The sequence below is a fragment of the Apibacter raozihei genome (genome assembly GCF_004014855.1).
Classification (GTDB): domain Bacteria; phylum Bacteroidota; class Bacteroidia; order Flavobacteriales; family Weeksellaceae; genus Apibacter; species Apibacter raozihei.
Map to the genome: position 1 here is coordinate 225,522 of NZ_CP034930.1, position 24,515 is coordinate 250,036.

General features: G+C 33.5%; 24 protein-coding genes. 2 read left to right on the plus strand and 22 right to left on the minus strand.

Features of this window, described 5'->3' with window-relative positions:
* Positions 1-48: 48 nt before the first annotated feature.
* The 16 genes from EOV51_RS01120 to EOV51_RS01185 form a co-directional block, all read right to left on the minus strand.
* Positions 49-651 carry a hypothetical protein gene (locus EOV51_RS01120; RefSeq protein ID WP_128148996.1) on the minus strand — a complete coding sequence of 201 codons (603 nt, stop codon included), beginning with the start codon at positions 649-651 and terminating at the stop codon, positions 49-51.
* 32 nt (positions 652-683) lie between these two features.
* Positions 684-836, minus strand: coding sequence for a hypothetical protein (locus EOV51_RS14595; protein ID WP_164875218.1), 153 nt, complete (start codon positions 834-836; stop codon positions 684-686).
* Positions 837-944: 108 nt separating this feature from the next.
* Entirely contained in the window at positions 945-1,100 is a 156-nt protein-coding gene (locus EOV51_RS14600) for a hypothetical protein (protein WP_164875219.1), read from the minus strand.
* A 1,316-nt stretch (positions 1,101-2,416) separates the two neighbouring features.
* Positions 2,417-2,638: a hypothetical protein gene (locus tag EOV51_RS01125; RefSeq protein ID WP_128148998.1), complete on the minus strand. Its 222-nt coding sequence runs from the start codon at positions 2,636-2,638 to the stop codon at positions 2,417-2,419.
* A 177-nt stretch (positions 2,639-2,815) separates the two neighbouring features.
* A complete protein-coding gene (locus EOV51_RS01130; RefSeq protein WP_128149000.1) occupies positions 2,816-3,139 on the minus strand; it encodes a DUF1493 family protein in 324 nt (107 codons plus the stop codon).
* 10 nt (positions 3,140-3,149) lie between these two features.
* Complete coding sequence (locus EOV51_RS01135) at positions 3,150-3,716, minus strand: hypothetical protein (protein WP_128149002.1); 567 nt, start codon at positions 3,714-3,716, stop codon at positions 3,150-3,152.
* Between the two features lie 86 nt (positions 3,717-3,802).
* Complete coding sequence (locus EOV51_RS01140; RefSeq protein ID WP_128149004.1) at positions 3,803-4,012, minus strand: hypothetical protein; 210 nt, start codon at positions 4,010-4,012, stop codon at positions 3,803-3,805.
* Positions 4,013-4,085: 73 nt separating this feature from the next.
* Complete coding sequence (locus EOV51_RS01145; RefSeq protein WP_128149006.1) at positions 4,086-4,655, minus strand: hypothetical protein; 570 nt, start codon at positions 4,653-4,655, stop codon at positions 4,086-4,088.
* Positions 4,648-4,830 (minus strand): hypothetical protein, encoded by a 183-nt coding sequence (locus EOV51_RS01150; RefSeq protein ID WP_128149008.1) that lies wholly within the window; start codon positions 4,828-4,830, stop codon positions 4,648-4,650. Before EOV51_RS01150 ends, EOV51_RS01145 begins: the two co-directional genes overlap by 8 nt.
* Before the next feature lie 79 nt (positions 4,831-4,909).
* Positions 4,910-5,140 (minus strand): hypothetical protein, encoded by a 231-nt coding sequence (locus EOV51_RS01155; RefSeq protein ID WP_128149010.1) that lies wholly within the window; start codon positions 5,138-5,140, stop codon positions 4,910-4,912.
* A 278-nt stretch (positions 5,141-5,418) separates the two neighbouring features.
* Positions 5,419-5,856 carry a DUF4279 domain-containing protein gene (locus EOV51_RS01160; RefSeq protein ID WP_128149012.1) on the minus strand — a complete coding sequence of 146 codons (438 nt, stop codon included), beginning with the start codon at positions 5,854-5,856 and terminating at the stop codon, positions 5,419-5,421.
* A 2-nt stretch (positions 5,857-5,858) separates the two neighbouring features.
* Positions 5,859-12,386 carry an FG-GAP-like repeat-containing protein gene (locus tag EOV51_RS01165; protein ID WP_128149014.1) on the minus strand — a complete coding sequence of 2,176 codons (6,528 nt, stop codon included), beginning with the start codon at positions 12,384-12,386 and terminating at the stop codon, positions 5,859-5,861.
* A gap of 10 nt (positions 12,387-12,396) precedes the next feature.
* Positions 12,397-12,825 carry a T9SS type A sorting domain-containing protein gene (locus EOV51_RS01170; protein ID WP_128149016.1) on the minus strand — a complete coding sequence of 143 codons (429 nt, stop codon included), beginning with the start codon at positions 12,823-12,825 and terminating at the stop codon, positions 12,397-12,399.
* Between the two features lie 151 nt (positions 12,826-12,976).
* Positions 12,977-15,094, minus strand: coding sequence for a prolyl oligopeptidase family serine peptidase (locus tag EOV51_RS01175; RefSeq protein WP_228427660.1), 2,118 nt, complete (start codon positions 15,092-15,094; stop codon positions 12,977-12,979).
* A gap of 98 nt (positions 15,095-15,192) precedes the next feature.
* Complete coding sequence (locus EOV51_RS01180) at positions 15,193-16,113, minus strand: PfkB family carbohydrate kinase (RefSeq protein ID WP_128149018.1); 921 nt, start codon at positions 16,111-16,113, stop codon at positions 15,193-15,195.
* Between the two features lie 193 nt (positions 16,114-16,306).
* Positions 16,307-17,221: a DUF3078 domain-containing protein gene (locus EOV51_RS01185; RefSeq protein WP_128149020.1), complete on the minus strand. Its 915-nt coding sequence runs from the start codon at positions 17,219-17,221 to the stop codon at positions 16,307-16,309.
* Between the two features lie 97 nt (positions 17,222-17,318).
* Between EOV51_RS01185 and EOV51_RS01190 the strand changes: the two genes are divergently transcribed.
* Entirely contained in the window at positions 17,319-17,933 is a 615-nt protein-coding gene (locus EOV51_RS01190) for a DUF1684 domain-containing protein (protein ID WP_164875220.1), read from the plus strand.
* A 31-nt stretch (positions 17,934-17,964) separates the two neighbouring features.
* Here EOV51_RS01190 and EOV51_RS01195 read toward each other — a convergent pair whose 3' ends face one another.
* The 6 genes from EOV51_RS01195 to dut form a co-directional block, all read right to left on the minus strand.
* A complete protein-coding gene (locus EOV51_RS01195; RefSeq protein WP_128149024.1) occupies positions 17,965-18,573 on the minus strand; it encodes a DUF4254 domain-containing protein in 609 nt (202 codons plus the stop codon).
* Positions 18,574-18,603: 30 nt separating this feature from the next.
* Positions 18,604-18,792 (minus strand): twin-arginine translocase TatA/TatE family subunit, encoded by a 189-nt coding sequence (tatA, locus tag EOV51_RS01200; protein ID WP_128149026.1) that lies wholly within the window; start codon positions 18,790-18,792, stop codon positions 18,604-18,606.
* Between the two features lie 87 nt (positions 18,793-18,879).
* Complete coding sequence (locus EOV51_RS01205) at positions 18,880-20,418, minus strand: M23 family metallopeptidase (RefSeq protein WP_128149028.1); 1,539 nt, start codon at positions 20,416-20,418, stop codon at positions 18,880-18,882.
* Positions 20,418-21,209: a DUF4292 domain-containing protein gene (locus EOV51_RS01210; RefSeq protein WP_128149030.1), complete on the minus strand. Its 792-nt coding sequence runs from the start codon at positions 21,207-21,209 to the stop codon at positions 20,418-20,420. Before EOV51_RS01210 ends, EOV51_RS01205 begins: the two co-directional genes overlap by 1 nt.
* Positions 21,210-21,214: 5 nt before the next feature.
* A complete protein-coding gene (locus EOV51_RS01215; RefSeq protein WP_128149032.1) occupies positions 21,215-22,225 on the minus strand; it encodes a sugar phosphate nucleotidyltransferase in 1,011 nt (336 codons plus the stop codon).
* A 40-nt stretch (positions 22,226-22,265) separates the two neighbouring features.
* Positions 22,266-22,700 carry a dUTP diphosphatase gene (gene dut, locus EOV51_RS01220; protein ID WP_128149034.1) on the minus strand — a complete coding sequence of 145 codons (435 nt, stop codon included), beginning with the start codon at positions 22,698-22,700 and terminating at the stop codon, positions 22,266-22,268.
* Between the two features lie 226 nt (positions 22,701-22,926).
* Here dut and EOV51_RS01225 point away from each other — a divergent pair, with 226 nt between their 5' ends.
* Complete coding sequence (locus EOV51_RS01225; RefSeq protein ID WP_394343660.1) at positions 22,927-24,492, plus strand: helicase HerA-like domain-containing protein; 1,566 nt, start codon at positions 22,927-22,929, stop codon at positions 24,490-24,492.
* Positions 24,493-24,515 lie beyond the last annotated feature (23 nt).

Consider the following 24,515-nt stretch of genomic DNA (forward strand, 5'->3'; position numbering starts at 1 on the left):
AATCGTTTTACTTGAGAATTAAATATTATATTTTCATTAATTATTTTTTCAATATATTATATCAATAAAATCATGTCCACTAAATTTATCTTCATAAATATTATATTTTCCAAAATTAGTTTTAGTGAGTTTTTCATATAATTTTTTTTGCTCATTCTTAATACTTATTTTATATTGATGAAAACTATTAAAAAGAATTATTTTAACTTTTATTTTTTCATCACATACATTGTTTCTCATAATTTTGTATGTCAATTTTTCTTTTGAATTAGCATTAATCAAATATACCAACTTTTGATTACTTTGAGTGTATTCTTGATATAAATCAGATTTATGATATAAATTTTTTACTAATGAATCAAATTTCATATTTACTTCTTCCCATGGATTATTGCGACTATCATATTGCCCTAACTTGTTTATAAACAAATGTTGACAATCACTAATAAATAATAAATCTTCATTCACAATTGATCCTTTTTGATAATGATTAGGAAAGCCTACTTGAAAATACGGCATATATAAATAATTTTCCTGAGATAAATTATTTATATTTAATACAATTAGAGAATCTTTCTCATTATACAGAAGTTCTACATCTATATTTTTCTTATCATTTTGATAATATTTATCACATGAGAAAAAAATCAATAATATTATAAAATATTTTATACTATGTAACGTCATTTTATTTTTATGCTTCCTAAAAATTTTATTTTGTCGTATAAACCTACTTCAACAGAATCTGTGAAAACATTTTTTATATTACTTAAAAGTTCTTGTCCACGTAAACCTAAACCCAACCAACCATTTGTTTTCAAGAATTGATATGTCATTTTCTGAATAACCTGATGCTCTAAATTATCAACTAAACCTGTTGCAGCGTCCTGCCTCCCATGCGAAAGACTGGCTCGTTCGCTAAAAATGTCTACCAGACATTTTCTTTACGCTCCGCCCTCATCGGTTAAGGCGGAACCGAAACCTCCGCTCAAGGTGCCAAAAAACAGGGTTCCAAAAGTCTTCGATCCATTAATTCCTGCGGCTGCACCTCCTAACCCTACGGCTGAGGCTACCAAGCTGGAAATCCCTCCACTGGACATTCCGCTTAATACATCCTCCTACTATAATATCCTAAGACAAACCATGGCGGCCTGCTACATTTCTATCATGTTGCTAGTTATAAACTGTATAATGATAAGGGTAATCTATTAGTTATTCCATAAAATTCTAAATAAGAGATAATTAAAAAATATACTGAATATATAAACAGAATAATAAAATAATAATAATTTAACCTTATTGCATACGCTATTGCTTTATTATTAGACTTTTTACATAACCACTTTGAAGTAACTAAAAATAAAATACTTTCTATCATAACAATGAGAGGAACGCTGTCTAAACAAGTTAAAGTCACCAGTGGACTTGCTCCTATCTTATAATTAAAATAATGTATACCTTCCGCTAAGATGGAGTACATTATTTGAAATACAAAAATGAATAATATATTACTTACTATTATAAATAGTATATTTATTACTATCCTTTTCATAATTTCTTTTATATCAATAATTTAACTATCTGTAATCTTTATTACAAACCTATTTTCAAATTAAGTTATAAATGAAATAATTTACACAAAATAAAAATATACATACTAGTACTACGTTTATTAGATAGAAAAAATCTTTTTTTATGAAAATTCTCCATAAATAAAAAACCATATAAATGATACTTATACTATTTATTAGCTTTCTCGCATAAAGTATTGGAGAAAAAATACTATAATGTCCTTCACTTATTTTATATGGTTTGTAATAAACGTATTTTGACAAGACAATAGCTATAGAAATCATAGTAAAATATAATACTAATGATATAAATATTTTTATTATTTTTTTAGAATCCATAACCATTTGATAATTTATTATTTTTTTGAATACACATAAAATACTAATAAATATAAATTAATATTAAAAAAAGTATTGTTATAATTATACCATTTATAAATATTAAATATTTCACTATTTTTTCCTTTTTAAATAGAAAAAATAAAAATGCTATATTAAGAAAAGCACCTATGATATAAATATATACTGGATAAACCAGGCTATCTAAAACAGTATAAGAATGCCAATCAATAGCACTATTGATTATAAAAAATGCAATAAAATAGATACTGCAATTAACCAATATATATAAACTACTTTTAAAATATCTTCCAACTTGTTTTTTCATTTTTTTATCTATGCTTGCCCGCTAATTATAAAGGTAAGCATTTTATAAGAAAAGAGTGGTTTTCTTTTACCTTGAAAAACAGACCATCTTCAGACTTTTGGGAAAAATATTTACAAAGAAAAATTTAAAAGACTTCTTTAATAAAAATGTAGGAGTTTTTTTAGATAAAAAACAGAACTTATTGTTCTGTTTTTCTTACGTATTTGTAAAAATTATCATTCCCCTCTACAAAATAGCCTGCTTCATCATCTAAGGTAAACCAAATAATCAAACTATCATTATTTATCACATTATAATATTTCAAAACATAGTGTTTATATCCTACCTTTTCATTAGATCTAATGTAGTATTTCCATTTAAAGTTATGCACATCTATCTTTTTTTTTGTTAAAGTAATCATTACTCCTTTTTATCAGAATTTTTTCATTTATCTTATCACTTTTACAAGAACTAAAAGCTAACAAAATAATAGCAATTTTATATAATCTCTTCATTATTTTCCTATTTTAAATATCCTTTTTTTTATAGTAAATAGCTTCCCTCTCATGCACAACAATCTGGCTCAAAAAAAATTACTTTATTCCGGTTCAAACCATTCTCCTTTTTCTGCTACTTTAATTAAATGCCCTATAGTTAAAGGTGGCTTTATAGGATAATCATATTTTTTTCTTTTTACTATTTGATTTATAAAATAGTTCCAATTTATATTGGGAAAACCCTGAAAATAATTATAAACATTAAAATTATTATATTTTATTTTAAAATTTTTAAAATATGATTCCATTAAATACTCAGCATCCAATTCTATAATTCCAAATTTAGGATCAGCAATATTAGTAGTATCATTTAAATTTTTTATGCCTGTTTTTAAAAAAAAAAATAAAATTACTTTATTACTCATTATTTATATTCTAAAAACTAATTCTTTTATAAATTTTTCTACTACCATCATAAAATAGGATTGGACCTATAATTATGGAATTTCTCCCTAAAAATGTCGATAATGTTGAGGCATTTGGACCGATTATAGTAAGCCACTTACCCCCTAATGAATAATTCGATTGATTATATTTGAGGATTTTAAAGAAAAAAACTGAAGACTTCAAAGTCGTTTTTGAAGCGAATTCTCCAACTTGCATTGCTCTTATTCCAGAAGAGGCTTTAGGTACAAGTGTCATTCCCATTTTTGCAAGTGCTAACCCTCCTTTTATCTCACCATATCCGATATAAAGTTGAAACATATCCCAGCTAGGATCATATAAAGATCCTCCGGTTCCTTTATTGGCTAAAACGCCATAGGTTCTGTTTTTGGAAACCTCACCTCCTGTTTGAAAGGGAACTCTGGATTCTACAACTTTCCCATTTTCATATAAATAATCCATACTATCTCCTCCATTATTATTTATCTGCTTATATCCTCCATTCTCATCTTTTTCATATCCATTATCCGGTGAATCTACATGCGTCACATGATTCAATCCACTTACAATTAAGCCTGTTTCGGCGCCCTGCCCCCACGCGACAGACTGGCTCGTTCGCTAAAAATGTCTACCAGACATTTTCTTTACGCTCCGCCCTCACCGGTTAAGGAGGAACCGAAACCTCCACTTAACGTTCCAAAAAACAGGGTTCCAAAAGTTTTAGACCCATTAATTTCTGCTGCTACAACTCCCAATCCTACGGCTGAGGCTACCGAGCTGGAAATCCCTCCACTGGACATTCCGCTTAACACATCTCCTCCTGAAATTCCTACGATCATCCCTTGAGATACCACATGAAAGCCTGATCCTATTCTTGCGGAAATAATATTTTATTTACAATTAATATTGTTAAAAAATAGTAATTTATTACTTCTTGAATAATTTTAATTCTGTCAAAAATTCATTACCCCATTTATTATAAGTAAATAAATATATTTGAAGAGTATCTTTTTTCATATCCCTTTCTTCTAAATTTATATTTAAATTACTACTAGTAAAACCATTAGAATGATATTTCGTTTCTAAATTTATCGTATCCTTATCACTTACATTTAATTCTCCATTACTTAAAAAAGGACTAAAAGAAAAAACTATTTGTACTCCCTCATCTTTAGTAATAGTTAAATCTTCAGTTTTTGTCTTTGTATATGTTGGATTCCAAAAACTTTTACCTTCATTTCTTTTATCTTCATATAACCAATTCTGTTCCGACCATATTTCTACGATCTTATATTCTTTTCCCTTAACAACTATTGTTTCAGGATAAAAATCATATTCTGTAACAAACACTCTATTATGTTTGGCTTCTTTTACTGATTCAGAAACTTGGGCTGTATATAATCTACTATCATTTTCTAGTAAAGGTAATTTCATTATTAAAAAAATAAATATAGCAGACACAACCAACACAAGGCTTATTATTTTTATTTTATTCATACCATTGTTTTGGGTTATAATGATTATATATGTTGTAAAATCCTTTATTAGGAATGAAAGTTCCAATTCCTCCATCATATAAACCTATAGATCTCATTGCAGCTGCAACCACATGAAAACAATTAGAAGTTGCAAACTGATAATAGGATTTCGCCTGAATTAAAGCAACTTTCATTGCTTTATTAACTTACTATAAGTCAATTTACCTATTGTAATCATTTTATTGTATCCTCCTTTTTGAATAATAGTACTATTTAATAAATCTTTTTTTGTTTTAAACGTTTCTGATGTAACTTCAGACTCTCCTCCAGTAACAAAATTTCCACTTGTATCAACTCTTCCTTCACTAGAAACATACTCCCCCATCCTTGCTTATCATTCCCCCCTGCTATAGAAGTGTGTCCATTCCCATAAACTCTCTCTGTATCATCAAAAATAAGCAACTCGCTATCTTTAGGTTCTGATGAATGAAACGTATGATTCAATCCACTAACCACTAAACCTGTTGCGGCTCCTTGCCTCCAACGCGACAGACTGGCTCGTTCGCTAAAAATGTCTACCAGACATTTTTTTTACGCTCCGTCCTCACCGGTTAAGGCGGAACCGAAACCTCCGCTCAAGGTGCCAAAAAACAGAGTTCCAAAAGTTTTAGATCCATTAATCCCTTAATTCCTGCGGTTGCTCGCAACTTGAAGAATATTCTCATAAATTATCTAGATTTAATAACATTAAATCAATTGTTTTTTAATCAAAAATTTTATTTTTATTCCTCATCTTCTGGTGGGTAATATATATCAAAATCAAACTCTACATCTACCTTTCGTATAAAATCATTATACCTTTTATTTAGATGTACCCAGGGAGTACTTTCATTTTGATTTAGTATAAATATAGCTAATGAAAATTCAAACTCACATTTATGCTTTTCACTTAGCATTTGTAATTCTTCTATTTTCGGCTCTAACAAGTCTAACATAACATTTAGCTGATCTTCAAAAGAAACGTATTTATCTAATGAACTTTTTAATATCCATCCGTTTTGTTTTGATATCTTTGGATTTTCAGGATTTATTCGTTCTCCTTTTACATAAACTTTTGAGGGTATAATTCTTAGTATATGAGTGATTTCTTTATGGGTAATATCTTCATAATTCCATATACTAAAATCAAAATGAATTTTATTTTTATATTCTTTTTTCATTGCTATAACATTAATTGCTTATTATTTAGACCATCATCTAACATCATAAAAATAATTTCTGGTATTACGGGTACTCTAATTAAACTCCCTGCTGCCTTCTCCATTATTTTTAATAATCCATCTCCTCCCATTTTATTTAATAAAGAACTTGTAGATAAATTATTTAAATTATGTCCAGTCCATTCTCCCGGACCATTCCCTCCTTTAGGTTTTTCATATACATTCCCCTCTTTATCTTTATATAAATCCTTTTTTCCACCACCTTTTCCTTTATCACTATGATCCCATCCGGCTTCTTGCAATTTTTCTATTTCTCCTTTTGATAAAAGTTTATCCTGTCTCCAATTTCTGTTAGGATTGGGATCTCCTCCAGTATTTTCTAGAAAAGTTATCTTTTCTATCTTATGCACCACATGATTCAATCCACTAACCACTAAACCTGTTGCGGCGCCCTGCCAGAAATTGCCGTTAGTCAAGACAGAACCGAAACCTCCGCTCAAGGTGCCAAAAAACAGAGTTCCAAAAGTCTTTGATCCATTAATTCCTGCTGCTGCTCCTCCTAACCCTACAGCTGAGGCTACCAAGCTGGAAATTCCTCCACTGGACATTCCGCTTAATACATCTCCTCCTGAAATTCCTACGATCACCCCTTGAGATAAGGTATGAAAACCAGCCGAAACTACTGCGTGAGCTATCTTCATTCCCATGGTTGCTGTATTGGCGACTACGGAAGGAAACATTGTCCCGGCTAATGTTCCTACCCCATAAGCTGCGACTCCGCTTACTCCTCCCATAATCGTACTGGTTGCAAAACCACTCCAGCTAAAAGTATCCGTGTATAAAGCATAAGCCGTATAGGTGGTTGCTCCAATAAATGCTCCGACGATAGCTGCCGTTGCTAATTCACCTAATCCAAAAAGTTCACCGGAAGGATCTGTATACATCAAAGGATTATTCAAAACATAACCGTAACGGTTATAATTTTGAGAGTTAAACGCTTCCTGTATAAAATTATCCGGAGAAAGAAACTGTTTCAATACCGGATCATACACACGTCCGTTCATATGTATAAGCCCTACCGTAAAGAAATGCTCATGACCGGTATACCCGCGATCCAGAAATTTAAACTGAGCATTCACCGATTGTGTATTCCCGTTTTTATCGGTAACTTTTACTACATTACCCCAAGGATCGAATAGACGGCGTTCTACAGTCTGCCCCTTTTCATTACTTACTGCAAGAATCGTTCCCTGATAATCGCGATGCAGGTAATAAATTCCTTCTTCCGATTTTGACCCTGAGGTTGTAAACCGGGTCATCCATAAAGCAGGTGCATCGTACGGAGTACCGGATATATAGGTGATTATTTTTGTTCCTTCTTCATCAGTAATAATTTCTACCTGCTTATCATCGGAATAATATTTACGTGTATGTATCGTACTCCCAGTGCTAACTTCTGCCTGAGTACGGCTATTGTGAAGGTTGTATTCAAAAATTACTTTTTCCTGTCCTTCTGTAATCTGAACTGGGTTTTTAAATACATTATACGTAATTTGCTGTGTGGGCTTGTCTTTATAATAGTTATTCCCTGCTTTGTTAAGGTTTATAGAGGATTTTTTATATCGGGAAGAAGTAACGTAATTATATTCTCCTATCTGAGAATTGCTGGTAATCCTTCCATCTGAAGCATAGCTATTAGAATTTACTCCGGACGGATCCGACCAGGAAACCAACCGATCAAAGGAATCATAGGTAAACTGTTCGTTCCAGTTATAATACTGATTATACCGAGAAGTAAGGGTTCCTCTTTTCCAGTCAAAATCATACGATGCTACTAAAGGTGCAGACAGTTCTCCTTTTTGTTCTGTTTTAGTAATAAACCCGGCACCGTCAATCGTATTTTTAATGGTTATTCCGTTACCTAATTGGGCGTTTAACACCTGCATTCTTTCATTCATGCCGGTGAGCTGCCAAAGAATTTTTCCACTTTCTGCATGTGTTTTTTTATCTAAAATCCCATTATACAGGTTATATGAATTTTGAACCGTAATTGCTGAAACCTGCTTCCCTAAAGAAGTGGTAACTCTCTCTGTCTGAGTCCTTCCCAATGGATCGTAGGTATATTCTTTAAAATAAGCAGCCTGAGGCGTTATTTCCCTTGTATTTTTTAACCGATAGAACGTATCGTAGTTATACACATTAGTATAAGCCTGTCCGTTTGCCGTTCCTGTTTCTTTTAAAAGCAATCCTTTATCCGAGTATTCATAGCTCACGGTTACCTGTGTATGGGAACCTGTTATTCTTTTGGTAAGCACCTTGCCCATAGGTGAATAGGTATAAGTCGTAGTTCCATCCGGTGTGGTTTCCGTAATTTGCTCTCCGTAGTTATTATAAGAATAAGTATACGGTTGGGAACTTACGGCCGGATCATGCAAATAGATCTTTCTTCCCCATCCATCTTGTTTGGTTGTAATAATATGTCCTCCGTAATTTGAGGTTTTAGGGGTACCATTGGCATAGTAGCTATAGGTTATGGTTTCGCCATTATCATCCACTTTTATGGTATTACCATTGGCATCTTTGGTTAGGGTTTTCTTTTTCACCCCATCGGATGTGGTAACAGAGAGTCCTTTATAGGAAATTGTATTTACTTTACCGGTAAATAAAGTTTGTTTCACCGGTCGACTCAGCTCGTCGTATTCGGTTAGGTTCCAATAGGCGGGACTTCCCTCGCTCTCAAAATACGGTTCGCTTTCTTTTAGCTTTCTACCCAGTACATCGTAAACCGTCTCTTTAGAGACATAGGTTCCCGAAGCAAAACCTTTGGTCGTAGCTTTGATATCCCGCCCGTACACATCTTTGTATAGTGCCGAATATTCTCCGGTCTGGTTATTGAAGCTGATTATTTTTGCTCCGCCTTCTGAGGTTCTTTGATATTCCGTATAGGTAATCAAAGGTTGATCGGAGGTTCCGGTAGTTGTTACTTTTATTAATTTCCCCCAGCCGTCATAAACCGTTTGTATTTTAGTTCCTAAAGCATCGGTATGTTCCAGTACCTGTCCCCAAGTATTATAAATAAAGTTTTCGGTAAGGTTATTTATATCTGTTTTCCTGATAACAAACCGCCCTTCCGAATCATAGGTATCTTTAACAGTACGTGGTGACACTCCCGGTGCAGATATTGTTTTCTGAATCAGATTTCCCCAGTCATCGTATGTGTATGATTCTGCTATTTCATCAGTTTTATACCCTTTTTTGAAACTTTGTTTTATCAAATTCTTATCATAGGTAAATCTTTCTTCGGAGGTATAGGTATCATTGTATGCAGTTACTGCGCTTTCTTTTTTCACCAGCCTTCCAATATAATAATTTTCGTTGGCTCCTGTCGCATCATTATCATAGGTATATTTACTGATAAGAGTGCTAACTCCGTTATTCATTTTTGTCTGAATTGGATTTCCGTAACTATCGTATTGATAGTTCTCGGTCGTTGTTTTTCCGGTTATGTAGTCATTTTCTGACTTATCAGCCGGTAAAATTTTAATGATTCCGGATGTAGATCTTTGAGTGTAAAAACGCGTGGAACTTTTAGACAAGAGCTGATTATCCTGAGGTGTACTAATAAGATTGTAGTTATTGCCTTTAAAGGTCCAGGAAGATATCCATGGGGAATAACTTCCTTCGTTTCGCCCTAGTTGCGGGTACATTTCTTCCACTGACCATATTTCAGCTTTCACGATATTTTCATCCGTCATCCAGTTGGAACGTGCAACTTTTTTAAACCCTAACAGCCCTAGCCCTTGGGTATGCGCTGTTAACCCAAAATATTTATATTTCTGATACAGGTACTTGGTCCCGGTCCTTACCGTTACTTTTTCTACGACATCCATATTAGGAACCTGAATGATCTCTTTATACGGATACACTTCTTGATCGGAAGAGAAATAAACTCCTGCCGCATCACCTAAGCCTTTATTTTGTATATTAGGAATCAAAGAGGCATAATCTAGTTGGGTTACTATATTTCCGCCGGATTCTGAAACCTGCGTTATCAGAATTTCTTTTCGTAAATCCTTATTAAATTTACCTTTCCATATTTGCTTCCCCTGGCCAAATAGATAATTCCCTGTTTTTTCGTTATTTTTATAGTCGGCAACTATCAGTTCTATGGGTTCTTCATATCCATATCTGGATCGAAGAGGAGTACTTTGCATCATATTGGCGAAAACCGGTTTTTCCGCACCTCCCATATTTTCAAAATAACGAATATAGCCTCTTCCGTCTCTGTCTCCGGGCTGAACCGTCCAAGATTCATATTCTGATTCTACAAAATCCGCTTTTCCGTCTTTGTTTAAGTCAACCAACTGGTATTTTCTCACCCGTACCCTATTGGCAGATGGACGTCCTTCCCAGTATGGCTTATACTCTCTAAAATAATTATATTTGATCTTATCAAACCCTTTTCCTGTTGATATATAGATGTACCAATTGGTAGAACCTTCAGCTTCAGGTACCATAATATCTATTTTCCCATCCCCATTTAAATCTCCGACTAAATAGGTCTTCTCACTACCATATTCGGGCATATGGCCTCTAAATAATTCTTTAAAATTACTTTCTTTATCAAATGTGTATAGAGTAAAATATCCATCAGAATTGATGGTAAAAATATCGTCTTTTCCATCCCCGTTAAAATCTGCAATGGTAATAATATCATCATATTTTAAATTCATTCCTGTAACGAAATAGGTTTTTTGTGATGAATTAGGGTTCATATCAACGTAATAGGCGGGAACATGCTTTTCAATTTCTCTTTCACGACAGATATCTACTCCTCCACTTGGAATAGGTGCTGGTATACTCTCAATATTGTAATAAATAGTTTTGGATTTTCCTAACACAAGAATTTCCGATATTCCATCTCCGTTAAAATCTCCAGAAAGTATTTTTTTTTGTGCTCCTCTTCCTGTATATATTGGTAATTTAGAGGTACTGTAACAATGTTTTCTACTTCCATATACATTTACATAGGGATAATCAATTTCCTTTGTATATACATCTTTAAACTGATTAGAAGGCTTATCAAAATCCTTTACTTTTAAAATAAGTTTTTGCCCTTTGAGATATTCAATATCATAGGTACTCAACTCAGAATCATTCTTATCTCCATAGTATAAAATTGATTGATAGTTGTTTAGTTTATTTGCTGTTGAAAAATTAATGGAAGTACCTAGGAATAATCCCTGAGGATCAATTGAACTGATACTATTATCCACTCCCAATTTATTGAATATATTCCAATAAAGTTTGTTATTAGCATCAATTACATCTGCCTCTCCATCACCATTAAAATCTCCGGTTGCTCTAACATCCCTCAGATTTCCTAATGTTTTAAGTTCAACTTTTTCATATCCCGAAAAAGAACCGGCTGTATTTTTATAAGAAAAGGAAACCGGATTAGCGGCTTGATTTTTACTGTTAAATTCTTGTATAGAAGAAACCCTTTGATAATTTCCACTTATTTTTTCGTGAGTAACCTGATATTTTTTAAATAATGCACCGGAGGAATATACTTCAATTTTATCAAGGATTCGGGTATTTATTAGTTTGATTCCTTGTATATAAGCGAACTCCATCCGTTCACGTTTTTTATAAAAAAACTGGATACTGTTAGATACTCCGGAGGATTTATTTTCGTTTTTCCCCCACAAAATTTTACTTATATATGTGGTATTAAACTCTTTTTCATATATATATTCAATATAATTGCCCTGCGGATCTTTCCATTTTTTAATCAGCCATTCCGTAATGCCTCTTGAATCTTCCGAAGAACCGTAAAATACTTGCGTTCCATCCGGAAACGTAACTTTAAAATATTCAGGCTTAACACCTTCCTGCCCGGATAAATTTGCAGTACCCAGCGATTCAATTTTTAAATTCGAATAGTTTTCTGTCTGATAAATAGCTCCCGGTTTTCCATATTCACCTTGCTTCAGAATAAGTCTTTGACCATCTAATGAAAATCTGATATTTTCGTTAAAACTTACTCCCGAAACGAAACCGTCTAAATCTAAACGTGTTGAGACCACTGAAATAGAGGAGATTCCTGAAATACTCCATCCATAACCAGCCATTCCATTATCAGAGGAGCTGTTATAACTTAAAGAGATCTGCGGCCCAATATTTTTAACTCCCGGTGGAACCGCAACGGGTATCACGTAACTAGCCGATCCCATGTTTGAGACTGAAATTTCTCCTTTAGTATCAGCAACGCCTAAAGACGAAGAAGATGACGGATCATCCGAAATATTAGAGGTTCCATCTCCTTTCCCCCCGGTAATAGAGGCAGAAAACTGAGTCTCATTCTTAGCCGTAACCCTAAATCCCGGAGTAAATATGATGTATTCCGAATCTGTTATCTTTTGGTTAGAATCATTGTCAGGCAATGAAGATACGATCTTTTGTGCATTCAAATTAAATGTATATAACAAGAATACCCCTATAAAAAGTATTGTATTAGGTAGTTTCATAGGAAATAGTTTAGTTTTTTATAACGGAATGGAGTAATACTTCTCCGTTAGAACAGTAAATTTTAAAATAATATACTCCGGGTAATCTGTAGGCCATATTTATCCATATTCTTCTTTCTGAAGCTATAAATTTAACCTCTTCTACAGCATTGCCATTATAAGGAACTAATTCTATTTTTGTTAACAGATTGGCTATGGATGAGTCCCATTCAATAAATAATCCTGTTTCTACCGGATTAGGATAAATAAGGATTCTTTTTTCTGAAGACTTATCTAAAGCATCTAAGGAACTTTCTTCTCTAAATTTCTTTTGATTTTCTAATTGATATTTTCTTAGTACCTGATTACCCGAAATATCATAATCGAATACCAATTTTTCTGATTGGGAAAACGTAAATACGAATAAGAATAAAAGTAAGGCAGAGTAACTTTTTTTCATAGACATTATTTTAATTTGACTTTAGTTAGTACTCAAAAATACAAATAATAAAATAATTAAACCAATATTTAATCCTATATTTATAAGTATAAATGCATAAAAAAACAGATTGATATAATCAATCTGTTTTTTAACGAAATTATTGATAATTTTATTCTAAATTTTTAATTCCAAAATTATATAAGATAAAAGCAAATTTATCTGCAGATTCTTCAATGATTAACTCTGTAGGCTTACCTGCTCCATGTCCTGCCTTGGTTTCAATTCTTATTAATGCTGGGTTTGAACATCCTTGTTTTTCCTGTAGTTCAGCAGCAAATTTATAGGAATGAGAGGGAACTACTCTGTCATCGTGATCTCCTGTGGTTATCAGGGTAGCAGGATAACAAACTCCTTTTTTCACATTATGCACGGGTGAATATGATTTTAAATACTCAAACATTTCTTTGCTATCATTAGCCGTACCGTAATCGTAGGCCCAGCCTGCTCCTGCTGTAAAAGTATGATATCTCAGCATGTCCAACACTCCCACTGCCGGCAAGGCTACTTTAGCCAAATCCGGTCGCATAGTCATTACTGCTCCTACCAGCAATCCGCCATTGGAGCCTCCAGCAATTGATAAATATCGGGAGGAAGTATAGTGATTGTTTATCAGATATTCTCCTGCTGCAATGAAATCTTCGAATACATTCTTCTTTTTCATCTTAGTACCTGCATCATGCCATTCCCTTCCGTATTCTCCTCCTCCCCTCAGGTTTGCTACGGCGTAAATTCCACCATTTTGTAACCATACGGCATTAGCTACAGAAAAACTTGGAAGTAAACTTATATTAAATCCTCCATACCCATACAAAATCGTAGGATTAGTACCGTCTAACGTAATTCCTTTTTTATAGGTAATCGTCATAGGAACCTGAGTCCCATCTTTAGAGGTGTAAAATATCTGTTTGCTTATATACTCGTCGGGATTAAATTTAATGTCGGGCTTTTTATAAAGCTCCGATTTACCTGTTTCGACATTAACCTGAAAAATTGACGATGGATATATATAATTCGTAAATGAATAATAAATATTTTTCTGATTCGTTTTCCCTACAAACCCATAGGTTTGACCTTCGCCCGGTAAATCAACCATGCGTACCAGATTCCCATTAAAATCATACTGCCTAACCACTGAATGAACATCCGTGATATAAGAGGCAAATAAATATCCTCCTGCCGAAGTAACGTTCATTACCGAGCTGGTTTCAGGAATTACATCCGCCCAAATAAGATTGGAACTCCCCATTTTTGATGCATTAAATTTTTTAAGCACCTGATTGGGTGCATTAAGGTTTGTTTGTACATATAACCAATCTCCTTTTGAAGTTATAACTTCATAATTGTTATCAAATCCTGATATTATTTTGTGAATATTGTTATCTGCCGAATGAAAATCCTGTATGTAAAGTTCATTTCCGGAAGTTGAATTGGCTGCTGTAATAACCAAATATCTCTGATCTTCGGTTACAGATGCCATAATATATCTTCTGGGAGTACTTTCTCCACCAAAAACAAGCTTATCCTTGGATTGCGGCTCGCCCAGCGTATGATAGTAAAGTTTATGATGTTCTGTTTTTCCTGCCAGCTGACTTCCTTCTTTAGGCTTGTCATAACTGGAATAATAAAAACCCTCACTCCCCTTCCAGGCTATTCCTGAAAATTTAACATCTTTTAGGGTATCTTCTATCTGTTTATTGGATCTTGTATCGAGAATTACTACTTTCCTCCAGTCAGATCCTCCTTCCGAAATCTGATACGCAGCCAGATTTCCGTCTTTACTAAATGAAATATCTCCCAGGGAAGAAGTTCCGTCTTTTGAAAAATTATTAGGATCTAAAAACGTTTCTTCCGGTCCACCAGTGGTAAGTTTCCGATATAAGACAGCTTGAGGCTGCAATCCGTTATTTTTATAATAGTACGTGTATTCACCTTCTTCAAAAGGAGCTGAAACTTTTTCATAGTTCCACAAGCGGGTGATCTGCTCTTTAAGCTGATTTCTATAAGGAATTTTTTTCAGGTAATCAAAAGTCAGTTTATTTTGCTTCTGAACCCAATCTGCCGTTGCTTTAGACTGATCGTCTTCCAGCCATCGATACGGTGCCTGAATTTTTTCTCCAAAATATTCGTCAATAACTTTTCCTTTATCGCTTACCGGATATTTCATATTCTGTGCATTTAAAACTGAGGCAATAAAAAGTCCTCCCAGTATTACTTTAATTTTGACCATATGTTATTAATACTTTTTTTCTCGAATGTTAAATATATAAAAAAAACCCTTAATTGCTTTAATTAAGGGCCTATATTATAAATTTAGTTTGTCTGAGTTTAAATATCGTAACTATATTCTGTTAAATTTTTAAATTCATTTAAACGAATTTCAAATTCTTTTGATTGTAACTCTTGTAATTTTTCAGTACCAAATTTTTCAACAGAGAACGAAGCTAAGGCACTTCCCACGATAATTGCTTTTTTCATATTTTCGAAAGATAAGTCACCGGTTTCTGCCAGATATCCGGCAAAACCTCCCGCAAAGGTATCTCCGGCACCTGTAGGATCAAAAACATCTTCCAGAGGCAAAGCAGGGGCAAAAAATATTTTACGTTCATTAAATAACAATGCGCCATGTTCCCCTTTTTTAATAACTACAACTTTAGGCCCCATTTCCTGAATTTTCTGAGCTGCTTTAACCAGGCTAAATTCTCCTGACAACTGACGGGCTTCTGCATCATTGATGGTAATAACATCAACTTTAGCTATTACTTCCATTAGTAAGTCCCAGGTACTGTTCATCCAGAAATCCATAGTATCCAGAATAGTCAGCTTAGGCTTTTCCTCCATTTGCTCAATTACTGATAATTGAACCGCCGGATGAAGATTACCTAACATAACAATTTCCGATTTTTTTTGCTCTTCCGGAATAACAGGATCAAAATTTTCGAGAACATTTAACTCAGTAATCAAAGTATCCCGGTTGTTCATATCTATATGATATTTCCCAGCCCAGAAAAAGGTTTTCCCTTCTTCGATCACTTTAATTCCCTCGATTCCGATGTTATTTTGAACCATCATATCTAAATAAGATCCTGGAAAATCCCCTCCGACTACAGAGACAATGTTTACTTCGGCTTTAAGTTTGGAAGCAGCTAGAGCTATGTAGGTAGCAGCTCCACCTAAAATTTTATCTGTTTTACCAAACGGTGTTTCAATAGCATCAAATGCAACCGTTCCTATTGCTAATAATTTCATTTTTTTCAATTAATAATAAAAGGCAGCTGCAAATATAGTTCTATTAAGAAATATATACTAAAAAAAATAACCCTTATCTTTTATATTTTGATTTATATTATTTTCTTTTTCCGGATTTCATATTAGGACTTAAACAAAAAAGGCTTAATTCTTTCGAAACCAAGCCTTCTATTATATTTAACTTATCGTAACCCTATTCGTTTGTTTTGAATTTGTACGAAACACCTACTCCAAATGTCTGACGCGTTTGTGTTTTTCTTATTTGATCATGATCATAAATCAAATCAAAGGTAAGTTTTGTTGAGATATGATTGTTTACTTTCATATCTATAACACTTCCAAATGTTATATCCACCCGTTCTGCATGTCTTAAATAATTGGAAAATAAAGATAATGAATTATCCCAAGTAATATTTTTCACTACTTCAGTTTTGTATTTTGCAGTGACCATGGCACCTAATTCCATAAACATATAATCCCCGTCGTGTCTTAAACCGTAATTTCCTTTTTTCTGAAGCTTTTCATCCAGTACAAAAGTATTTTTAGAAGTCAGGGGTAAAACTGAAAATTGAAATTTGCCTTCAGGCTTATATTCAAAACCAACTCCTAAGGTTAGATAGCCGGGTGACATAAATGATGATATTCGATCTTTTGAAGTATAATCCGGATGCGCGGAATAATCGTAACCATTAAACATCTGAGTTTTCATAGACATTGCTACACTGGCATACCAATTTTTTGAAATGGAATAGCCATACATGGATTCCAGTAGCAATATATCATCTGTTTTTTTCATTTTATCACCTTTGTTATTTATTTGTCCGTATCCAACAGTGATTTTATTCTTTGAAATATGTTTGCCATTTTTATAATCAAAGGAATAATTAATTCTTGCGGCTCCTCCAAATGAATTGGTTCCTCCGGCAATCCAATTTGAAAATGAATTCTGATTGATAGTCAGTGAATGATCTCCACTTATTTTCCAATGATTTTCTTTTTTTGGAATAAGCACTGAATCTTTTACGGATGTGTTTACCTCATTTTCCTGCGCTTTACTAAGTCCAGAAACAGACAAAGCCAACAAAAGCAATAAAAGTTTTTTTAGCATTTTTTATTTAATTTTGACATTTAAAGGAGCAAATGTAATAATAATTTAAAAAATATACTTACATTTATCTATCATTCAATTAATTATTTATCCACAAGTGAAAACGTTTGGCTACCTCTTTTTCAGCATTTTAATTCTTAATTCATGTTCCGTTAATAAAAGCAGGCCTGCACTATCAGCTGCTCAATATCAGGCAGAACTCAAAGAACATTATGACGGTCCTAATACACCATTGAAGAAAGAAGATATTGCAGATTTTAAAGGTCTTAACTTCTTCCCTATTGATAGTAACTTTATTGTTCAGGCAGATTTTATCAGGCTAAACTCTTCCGATATTTATAGCTTTAAAACATCTAAAAATTTGTATAAAAAGTATTTAAAATATGGTAGGTTAACTTTTGAACTAAATGGGAAAACAAATCATTTATACCTTTATCAACCTTTTCCGGTTACCAAGCATCATAAAGATTATTTGTTTTTACCCTTCCGAGATTTAACTACAGGTATATCTTCTTATGGAGCCGGAAGATATTTAGATTTCTCAAAAAAATCAATTGTTAAAAATAAGATTATCATAGATTTTAATAAGTCATATAATCCTTACTGTGCATATAGCAGATATTACAGCTGCCCGATGGCTCCTTCAGAAAACACTCTTACAATCGCTATTGAAGCAGGTATTAAATATGATTATTCCGTTCAAATTGAATAATGATATACAAAAAATAGTTAGAGTTTTTTAATTACTTTTTACTGTTATAAAGTACCGGATTTAATTCTTCATCATTATACATTTTCATCTGCTTATATACTTTCATATATTTTGCTCCTCTTTCATAGTCATCCAATAATTCTTCGATAGCTGTAGATAAATCTATATATTGCTGTTGTAGTATGTTTAACTTTTCCTGACATTTCTCTTTATGCTGAGCAGATGCATCTTTTCGCTCTACTTCCGATTTCATATGATATATTTTTAAAGCCAGAATGGAAAAGCGATCCATAGCCCAAGCGGGGCTTTCCGTATTTATTTTGGCTTCAGGCATAATATTTACCTGTTTGTATTTATCTAAAAACCAACTATCCAGATTTTCAACCCTATCTGTTCGTTCCTGATTAGATTTGTCCACCCATCTCTTTAGTCTCAATGCTTCTACCGGATCTATATTTTCATCTCTGATTAAATCTTCGAGGTGCCACTGAACAGTGTCTATCCAGTTTTTCAAATACAATAAATGTTCAATCTGACCGGCAGGATAGGGATTGTTAATTGGTTGGTTAACATTGTCTGTAGTGTGATAATCCTGAATACTTTGATTGAAAATATTCCAAGCTTTTTCTGTAAATTTCATTTGCTAAATTTTAAGAACAGGATAGGTTGTTTATTCTTCCTTTTTTTCAGATGAAGCAGAATCTTTCTTTTTATCATCATCTGATTTCGTAGCATCTTTGAATTCCTTCAGTCCTGATCCCAGCCCCTTCATTAATTCAGGAATTTTCTTACCACCAAATAATAATAATACTACAACCAGTATTATTACAATTGACATAGGATGTTCAAATAATCTCATATTTTTTAATTATTTTTTATTTGCTTCAAAGTTAACAAATATTTTAGAATTCACTTATTTAAGTTTGTAGAGTTTTTTTCGGTGGATTTACATTCCGGAAATCCAGTTAGCCGGATTTTGTGGGGTTTGCCCTTTCCAAATCTGAAAATCTAATAAAGTGGTATTGGTATCATCAGAATATATTTTACCTAAGGCTTGCCCTATACCCACTTTATCTCCTACAGAAACTATCACTGTTGATAAATTAGCATAAAGTGTAAAATATTCACCATGACTCACCAATACTGCTTTTCCTCCTCCAGGAATAACCAAGACTTTGCTTACCACTCCAGAAAATACAGAATTAGCTAAGCTACCTGGTGCCGCTGCGATTTCCACACCCCTGTGTTCTACCTGTATGTTAGGTATAACCGGATGCGGAGTAGTTCCGAATTGTGAAACAATCGTTCCTTTAACCGGCCAGGGTAAAGATTTTTTATTAGCTTCAAAAGACTTCGATAAAGCTTCTGTGGAAGTAACCTGAGATTTATTAATACCTAAAGAAGCTCTTTTTTCTTCTGCTTTTTGCTCTGCATCTTTAGCTTTTTCAGTTTTCTGAATCGCTAACTTTTCTGCTGCGGCTCTTTCTGCTGCAGCTTTTTCTGCTGCCCTTCTTGCATCTTCCGCTTTTTTGGCTGCCGCTCTGTCGTTAGCTTCTTTTTCAGCAAGTAGCTTGGCTGCTAGTGCCTCCTCTGCTGCTTTTTTGGCTGCAGCCGCTTTTTCTTCCGCGAGTTTTTTGGCTGCCAACTCTGCTTCTTTAGCTTTTCTGGCTCTTTCCTCTTCAATAGTCTTTTTTCTGGCTAGTTCAGCTTCCTGAGCTTTTCTCCTTTCTTCAGCCTCTCTTGCTTTTATTATTCTTAACTCTTCTGCAATAATTGATTGCACCTGTCTTTCCAGATTTTGCCTTTGAGTTTGCTTTTGTTTGATTTTAGCTACAATATCGCCTTGTTGTTGGATATATTGAGCAACAACTTCTTCTTTTTCTTTTTTCTCTACACTTAATTGCTTTACCTGAGTTTGTTGCTGAGCCAGAACGTTTAATTTGTCTTTCTTAGCTTTCTCCCTGAGTTCTATAGTATGTAAAATTTGTTGCTGTTTTTCATTTATTTCAGCTACTTTACGGTCTTGAAATTCTGAATATTTTTGCAAATATTTGATACGTCGGAACGCTTGAGAAATATTTTCTGAAGAAAGAATAAATAAAATTTTATTTTGTATGGATTTATTTTTATAAGACCTAATTAAAACATCCGCATAATTTTCCCTTAATACTTTCAGCTCTCTTTTTAATTTATTTATTTCCAGTTGATTTAAATAAATCTCATCGTCCAAAACTCTGGATTCCTTTTTTGTATTCGTTATAAGCTGAGTTCTCGCACTTAATTTTTTATTCAGATTAGCAATGTAAATAAGCGAGGTCTTGGATTCGTTTTTACTAGCTGCCAACGCCTTATTTAAATCTGCTATTTCTTGTCTTAACTGTGCACTTTGTTTTTGTAATGCTTCTTTGTTATAGGGCTGCTGACTATATACTAGCAGGCTAAATAAAGCCAGAAAAAATGTGTATAGAAGTTTTCTTTGATTCATTAGTTAATTTTTCTCTGAGTGTATCCTTTTGGAATATCAAAAGGAGTTTGCATCTTAACAGTTTCAAATTTATTATAATCTAACGATATTTTTGCTTCTTTCTTTTCTTTTATGAAAATTTTAATATTTTTTGGCAAAATTTTATTTTCAAAATCTACATAATTATCATAATCTACCTGTAAATAGGTATTATTTAATTTATCTTCCAACACTACCTGTAGCAGATTAAAGTTTGAATCAAATGCAATAATACTTGCAAAGTTTCTCGTATTCTTTCCTGAACCAATGGGAATTGTTCTGTCTGAAGTGAGAACGTATTTGTTATCCTGAATTTTCAAAGTGTAATCCTGTGGTGCTACGGGAAAAAAAAGTTTTCCTACCAGAAGATTTTCCATACTTTGATAATCAATAAAGTCTACTTTTAACAAGTTATTAACATAATCAAAATCGGAGTCAATATAAGTCTTACCAATTTTTTCGTACATTTTAAAACCAGAAGGCATAATACTTGCCCTTGCCAGAGGTAAAAGTAAAGAAGCGTTTGCCCAAATCTGCTTCCCTTGATCTAAATATAAAGTTAGAGCCACAGACGGGTAATTAGACCCTGCTTCAATATCTGCCGTTGCTTTTATTTTAAGACTTGAAAATGTATTAGTTTTATGAATGGCTGTAAAAAGTTTTTCTTCGTCAGCATTTTCATACTTGATATCTTTATTTTTTACAGTAACACCATGGGTCGTACGACAGGAAACCAGGCTAATTGCGAGCAGTATATATATTATCTTGTTCATCAAAATTATTTCGTCTCCAATACGCTGTAATCTCCTAAGCTCAAAGAACTGGCAACGCCAAAATATTTAGCGGAATTACCAATCATGGAGTTATTCAAATTCCCATGAGCTATTAAAGTATCTTCCTGTATTAAAGAATTCTCTATGTTGCTACTATCAATTTTAGTACCATTTCCCAGAGAAACATAAGGTCCAATCTTAGAATTAACAATTTTAACGTTTTCCCCAATAAAACATGGTGGTATGATTAAGCTATTTTCAATTTCTGCGCTCGGAGGAAACACTGCTACTTCTTCTTTTTCATAGGCCAATATTTTGGAATTGGTTTCAACAGTAGCCTCTTTATTTCCACAGTCCATCCAGTCATCCACCTTACCTAAAGTAAATTTAGCTCCTTTTACTCTGAGATTATCCAATGCATCTGTAAGCTGATATTCATTTCCTACTTTAATATCGTTATCAATTAAATAATCAATTTCCGTCATTAACCGTAAAGCATCTTTAAAATAGTAAATTCCTATTATAGCCAGATCTGAAACATATTCTTCCGGTTTTTCGACTATGTCCTGAATAATTCCGTAAGCATCGAGCTTCACAACTCCAAACGCACTAGGGTTATCCACTCTTTTAACCCATATAACTCCATCAGAATGTCTGTCTAACTGAAAGTCGGCACGAAATAAAGTATCGGCAAATGCTACGATAACCGGTCCTGACATACTTTCTTTTGCACAATGGATTGCGTGAGCTGTTCCTTGTGGTTCCAGCTGGTAATAAATAGATCCTTTGGCCCCCAGTTTTTCAGCAACACTGATTAGCTTTTGTTCTATTTCAGCACCAAAATCGCCGATGATAAAAGCTATTTCATCTATCTCTTCATCTACAACTTTAGCTATATCTTCAACCAATCTTTGCACAATTGGCTTTCCTGCTATCGGGATTAATGGCTTAGGAACTGTTAACGTATGCGGACGTAATCGAGATCCTTTACCTGCCATGGGTACTATTATTTTCATATTTTTTAATGTATAATAATTATTGTATCTTTATTTTCGTTTATTTTATTCCTGAACTTCCGTAACCGCTATCTCCCCTTTCAGTATCATTCAATTCATCAACCTGTTCCCATTCTACTGTTTCATGTTTGGCTATAACCAACTGTGCAACTCTATCTCCATCATTAATCGTAAAATCTTCTTTAGATAAATTTACTAATATAACTCCCAATTCTCCTCTATAATCGGCATCTATGGTTCCTGGAGAATTAGGACATCCTATTCCGAATTTAGATGCTAATCCACTTCTCGGTCGAATCTGCCCTTCATATCCTTTAGGAATTTCCATGTATAATCCGGTTGGTATAATTTTTCTTTCCAAGGATTTTAAAACTAGGGAACTATCCAGATTGGCTCTCAAATCCATTCCGGCAGAAAATGCAGTTTTGTATTCCGGAAGTTCATGCTTTGATTTATTTATAATTTTAATCTTCATCAATTTAAAATGTTAATTTAAATACGTTATACAAAATAAGGTCAAAGTTTTATAAATTACAAAATAAATGCCATGTAATTATTTATTGTTGAAATTTGGTTATTTAAAAATTCAAAACTAACCCGATTTCAATTTACTGATTTACAGAAAATTAATTTGATTAACTCAATATTTATATTTTTTTAGAAATAAAAATATTTAACTTTACCGTTTTATTTTAATTAATATGAAAGAGCAATTTATTAGTGATCTTACATCCAGATATACATTTAAAGGACAAAAGATAGTTTTAGGTAAAGCTATGTTGGAGGGTGAAGTCGTTTCGGAAGTTGAAGTTGGCGTGCCTTTGAAAATGATTAACCGTCATGGTCTCATTGCTGGTGCAACAGGAACCGGTAAGACCAAATCTCTGCAAATACTGGCTGAGCAATTATCCCTACAGGGAGTTCCCTCATTATTGATGGATATAAAAGGTGATTTGAGTGGATTGGCAAAACCGGGAAATGCAACTAATGCTAAAATAATTGAAAGGTACCAAAAATTAGGTTTTAGCTATACAGCCCAAGGCTTCCCTGTTGAACTACTTAGCATTTCCCAGGAAAAAGGAGTTCGCTTGAGAGCTACCGTTACTGAATTCGGTCCTGTATTACTTAGTAAAATTTTAAGTCTTAATGATACTCAGAGCAGTATCATGTCTATTATATTTAAGTATTGCGATGATAAAAAACTTCCATTAATCGATTTAGATGATTTGCGTAAGGTTTTGCAATTTGTAACGGACGATCCTCAAGGTAAAGCAGAGCTATCCCAGAATTATGGTTCTATAGCTTCCAGTTCTTTAGGCGCCATATTAAGAAGTATAGTCACGCTTGAACAACAAGGAGCCTCCCGCTTCTTTGGCGAGCCCAGTTTCGATCCTCAGCATCTCCTGCGAACAAAAGACGGACTGGGTGTTATCAGTATTATCCGATTAACGGATATACAGAACAATCCTCAGTTTTTTTCCACTTTCATGCTGAGCTTACTTTCAGAAATTTATCAAACTTTTCCGGAAATCGGAGATCAGGATAAACCAAAACTGGCAATATTTATAGACGAAGCGCACTTAATTTTTAAAGAAGCAACTAAAGTTCTTCTTAATCAAATTGAAACTATGGTAAAGCTTATACGCTCTAAGGGGGTCGGAATTTATTTTTGTACTCAAGTTCCGGGAGATGTACCCGATGGTGTATTGAGCCAGTTAGGATTAAAAATTCAACATGCTCTACGAGGTTTTACAGCAAAAGATAAAAAAGAAATTGACAAAGCGGTAGAAAATTACCCTTCTTCTAAATATTATAAAGCCAACGAATTAATTCAACAACTAGGAATTGGTGAAGCATTCATAACTTCTCTGGATGAAAAAGGAATACCTACTCCACTGGCGGATACATTTATGATCTCTCCCAGCTCTCGAATGGATATATTAACTACAGAAGAAATTGACGAAATTGTCACTAATTCTGATTTGGTTAAAGAATATGCACAGGATATTCATAAAGAAAGTGCTTACGAAATTTTAAGCAAAAAAATGGAGGTAGTAGCTGAAAGCACTAATCCTTCAGAAACATCTAGTTCAACTACTCTCCCCAAAACAACATCAACACCCCGTAAAAAAGAGGAACCTTCGCTATTCGAGAAAATAATGAATTCTCCATTTGTAAGAGATATGGGCAGAACCATTGTACGAGAGGGATCTAAAGTTTTTTTTGGTGCATTAGGGGTTAATAATAAAAGGAAATATAAAAAATAAATACTGCTCCAACAGTTTATAAC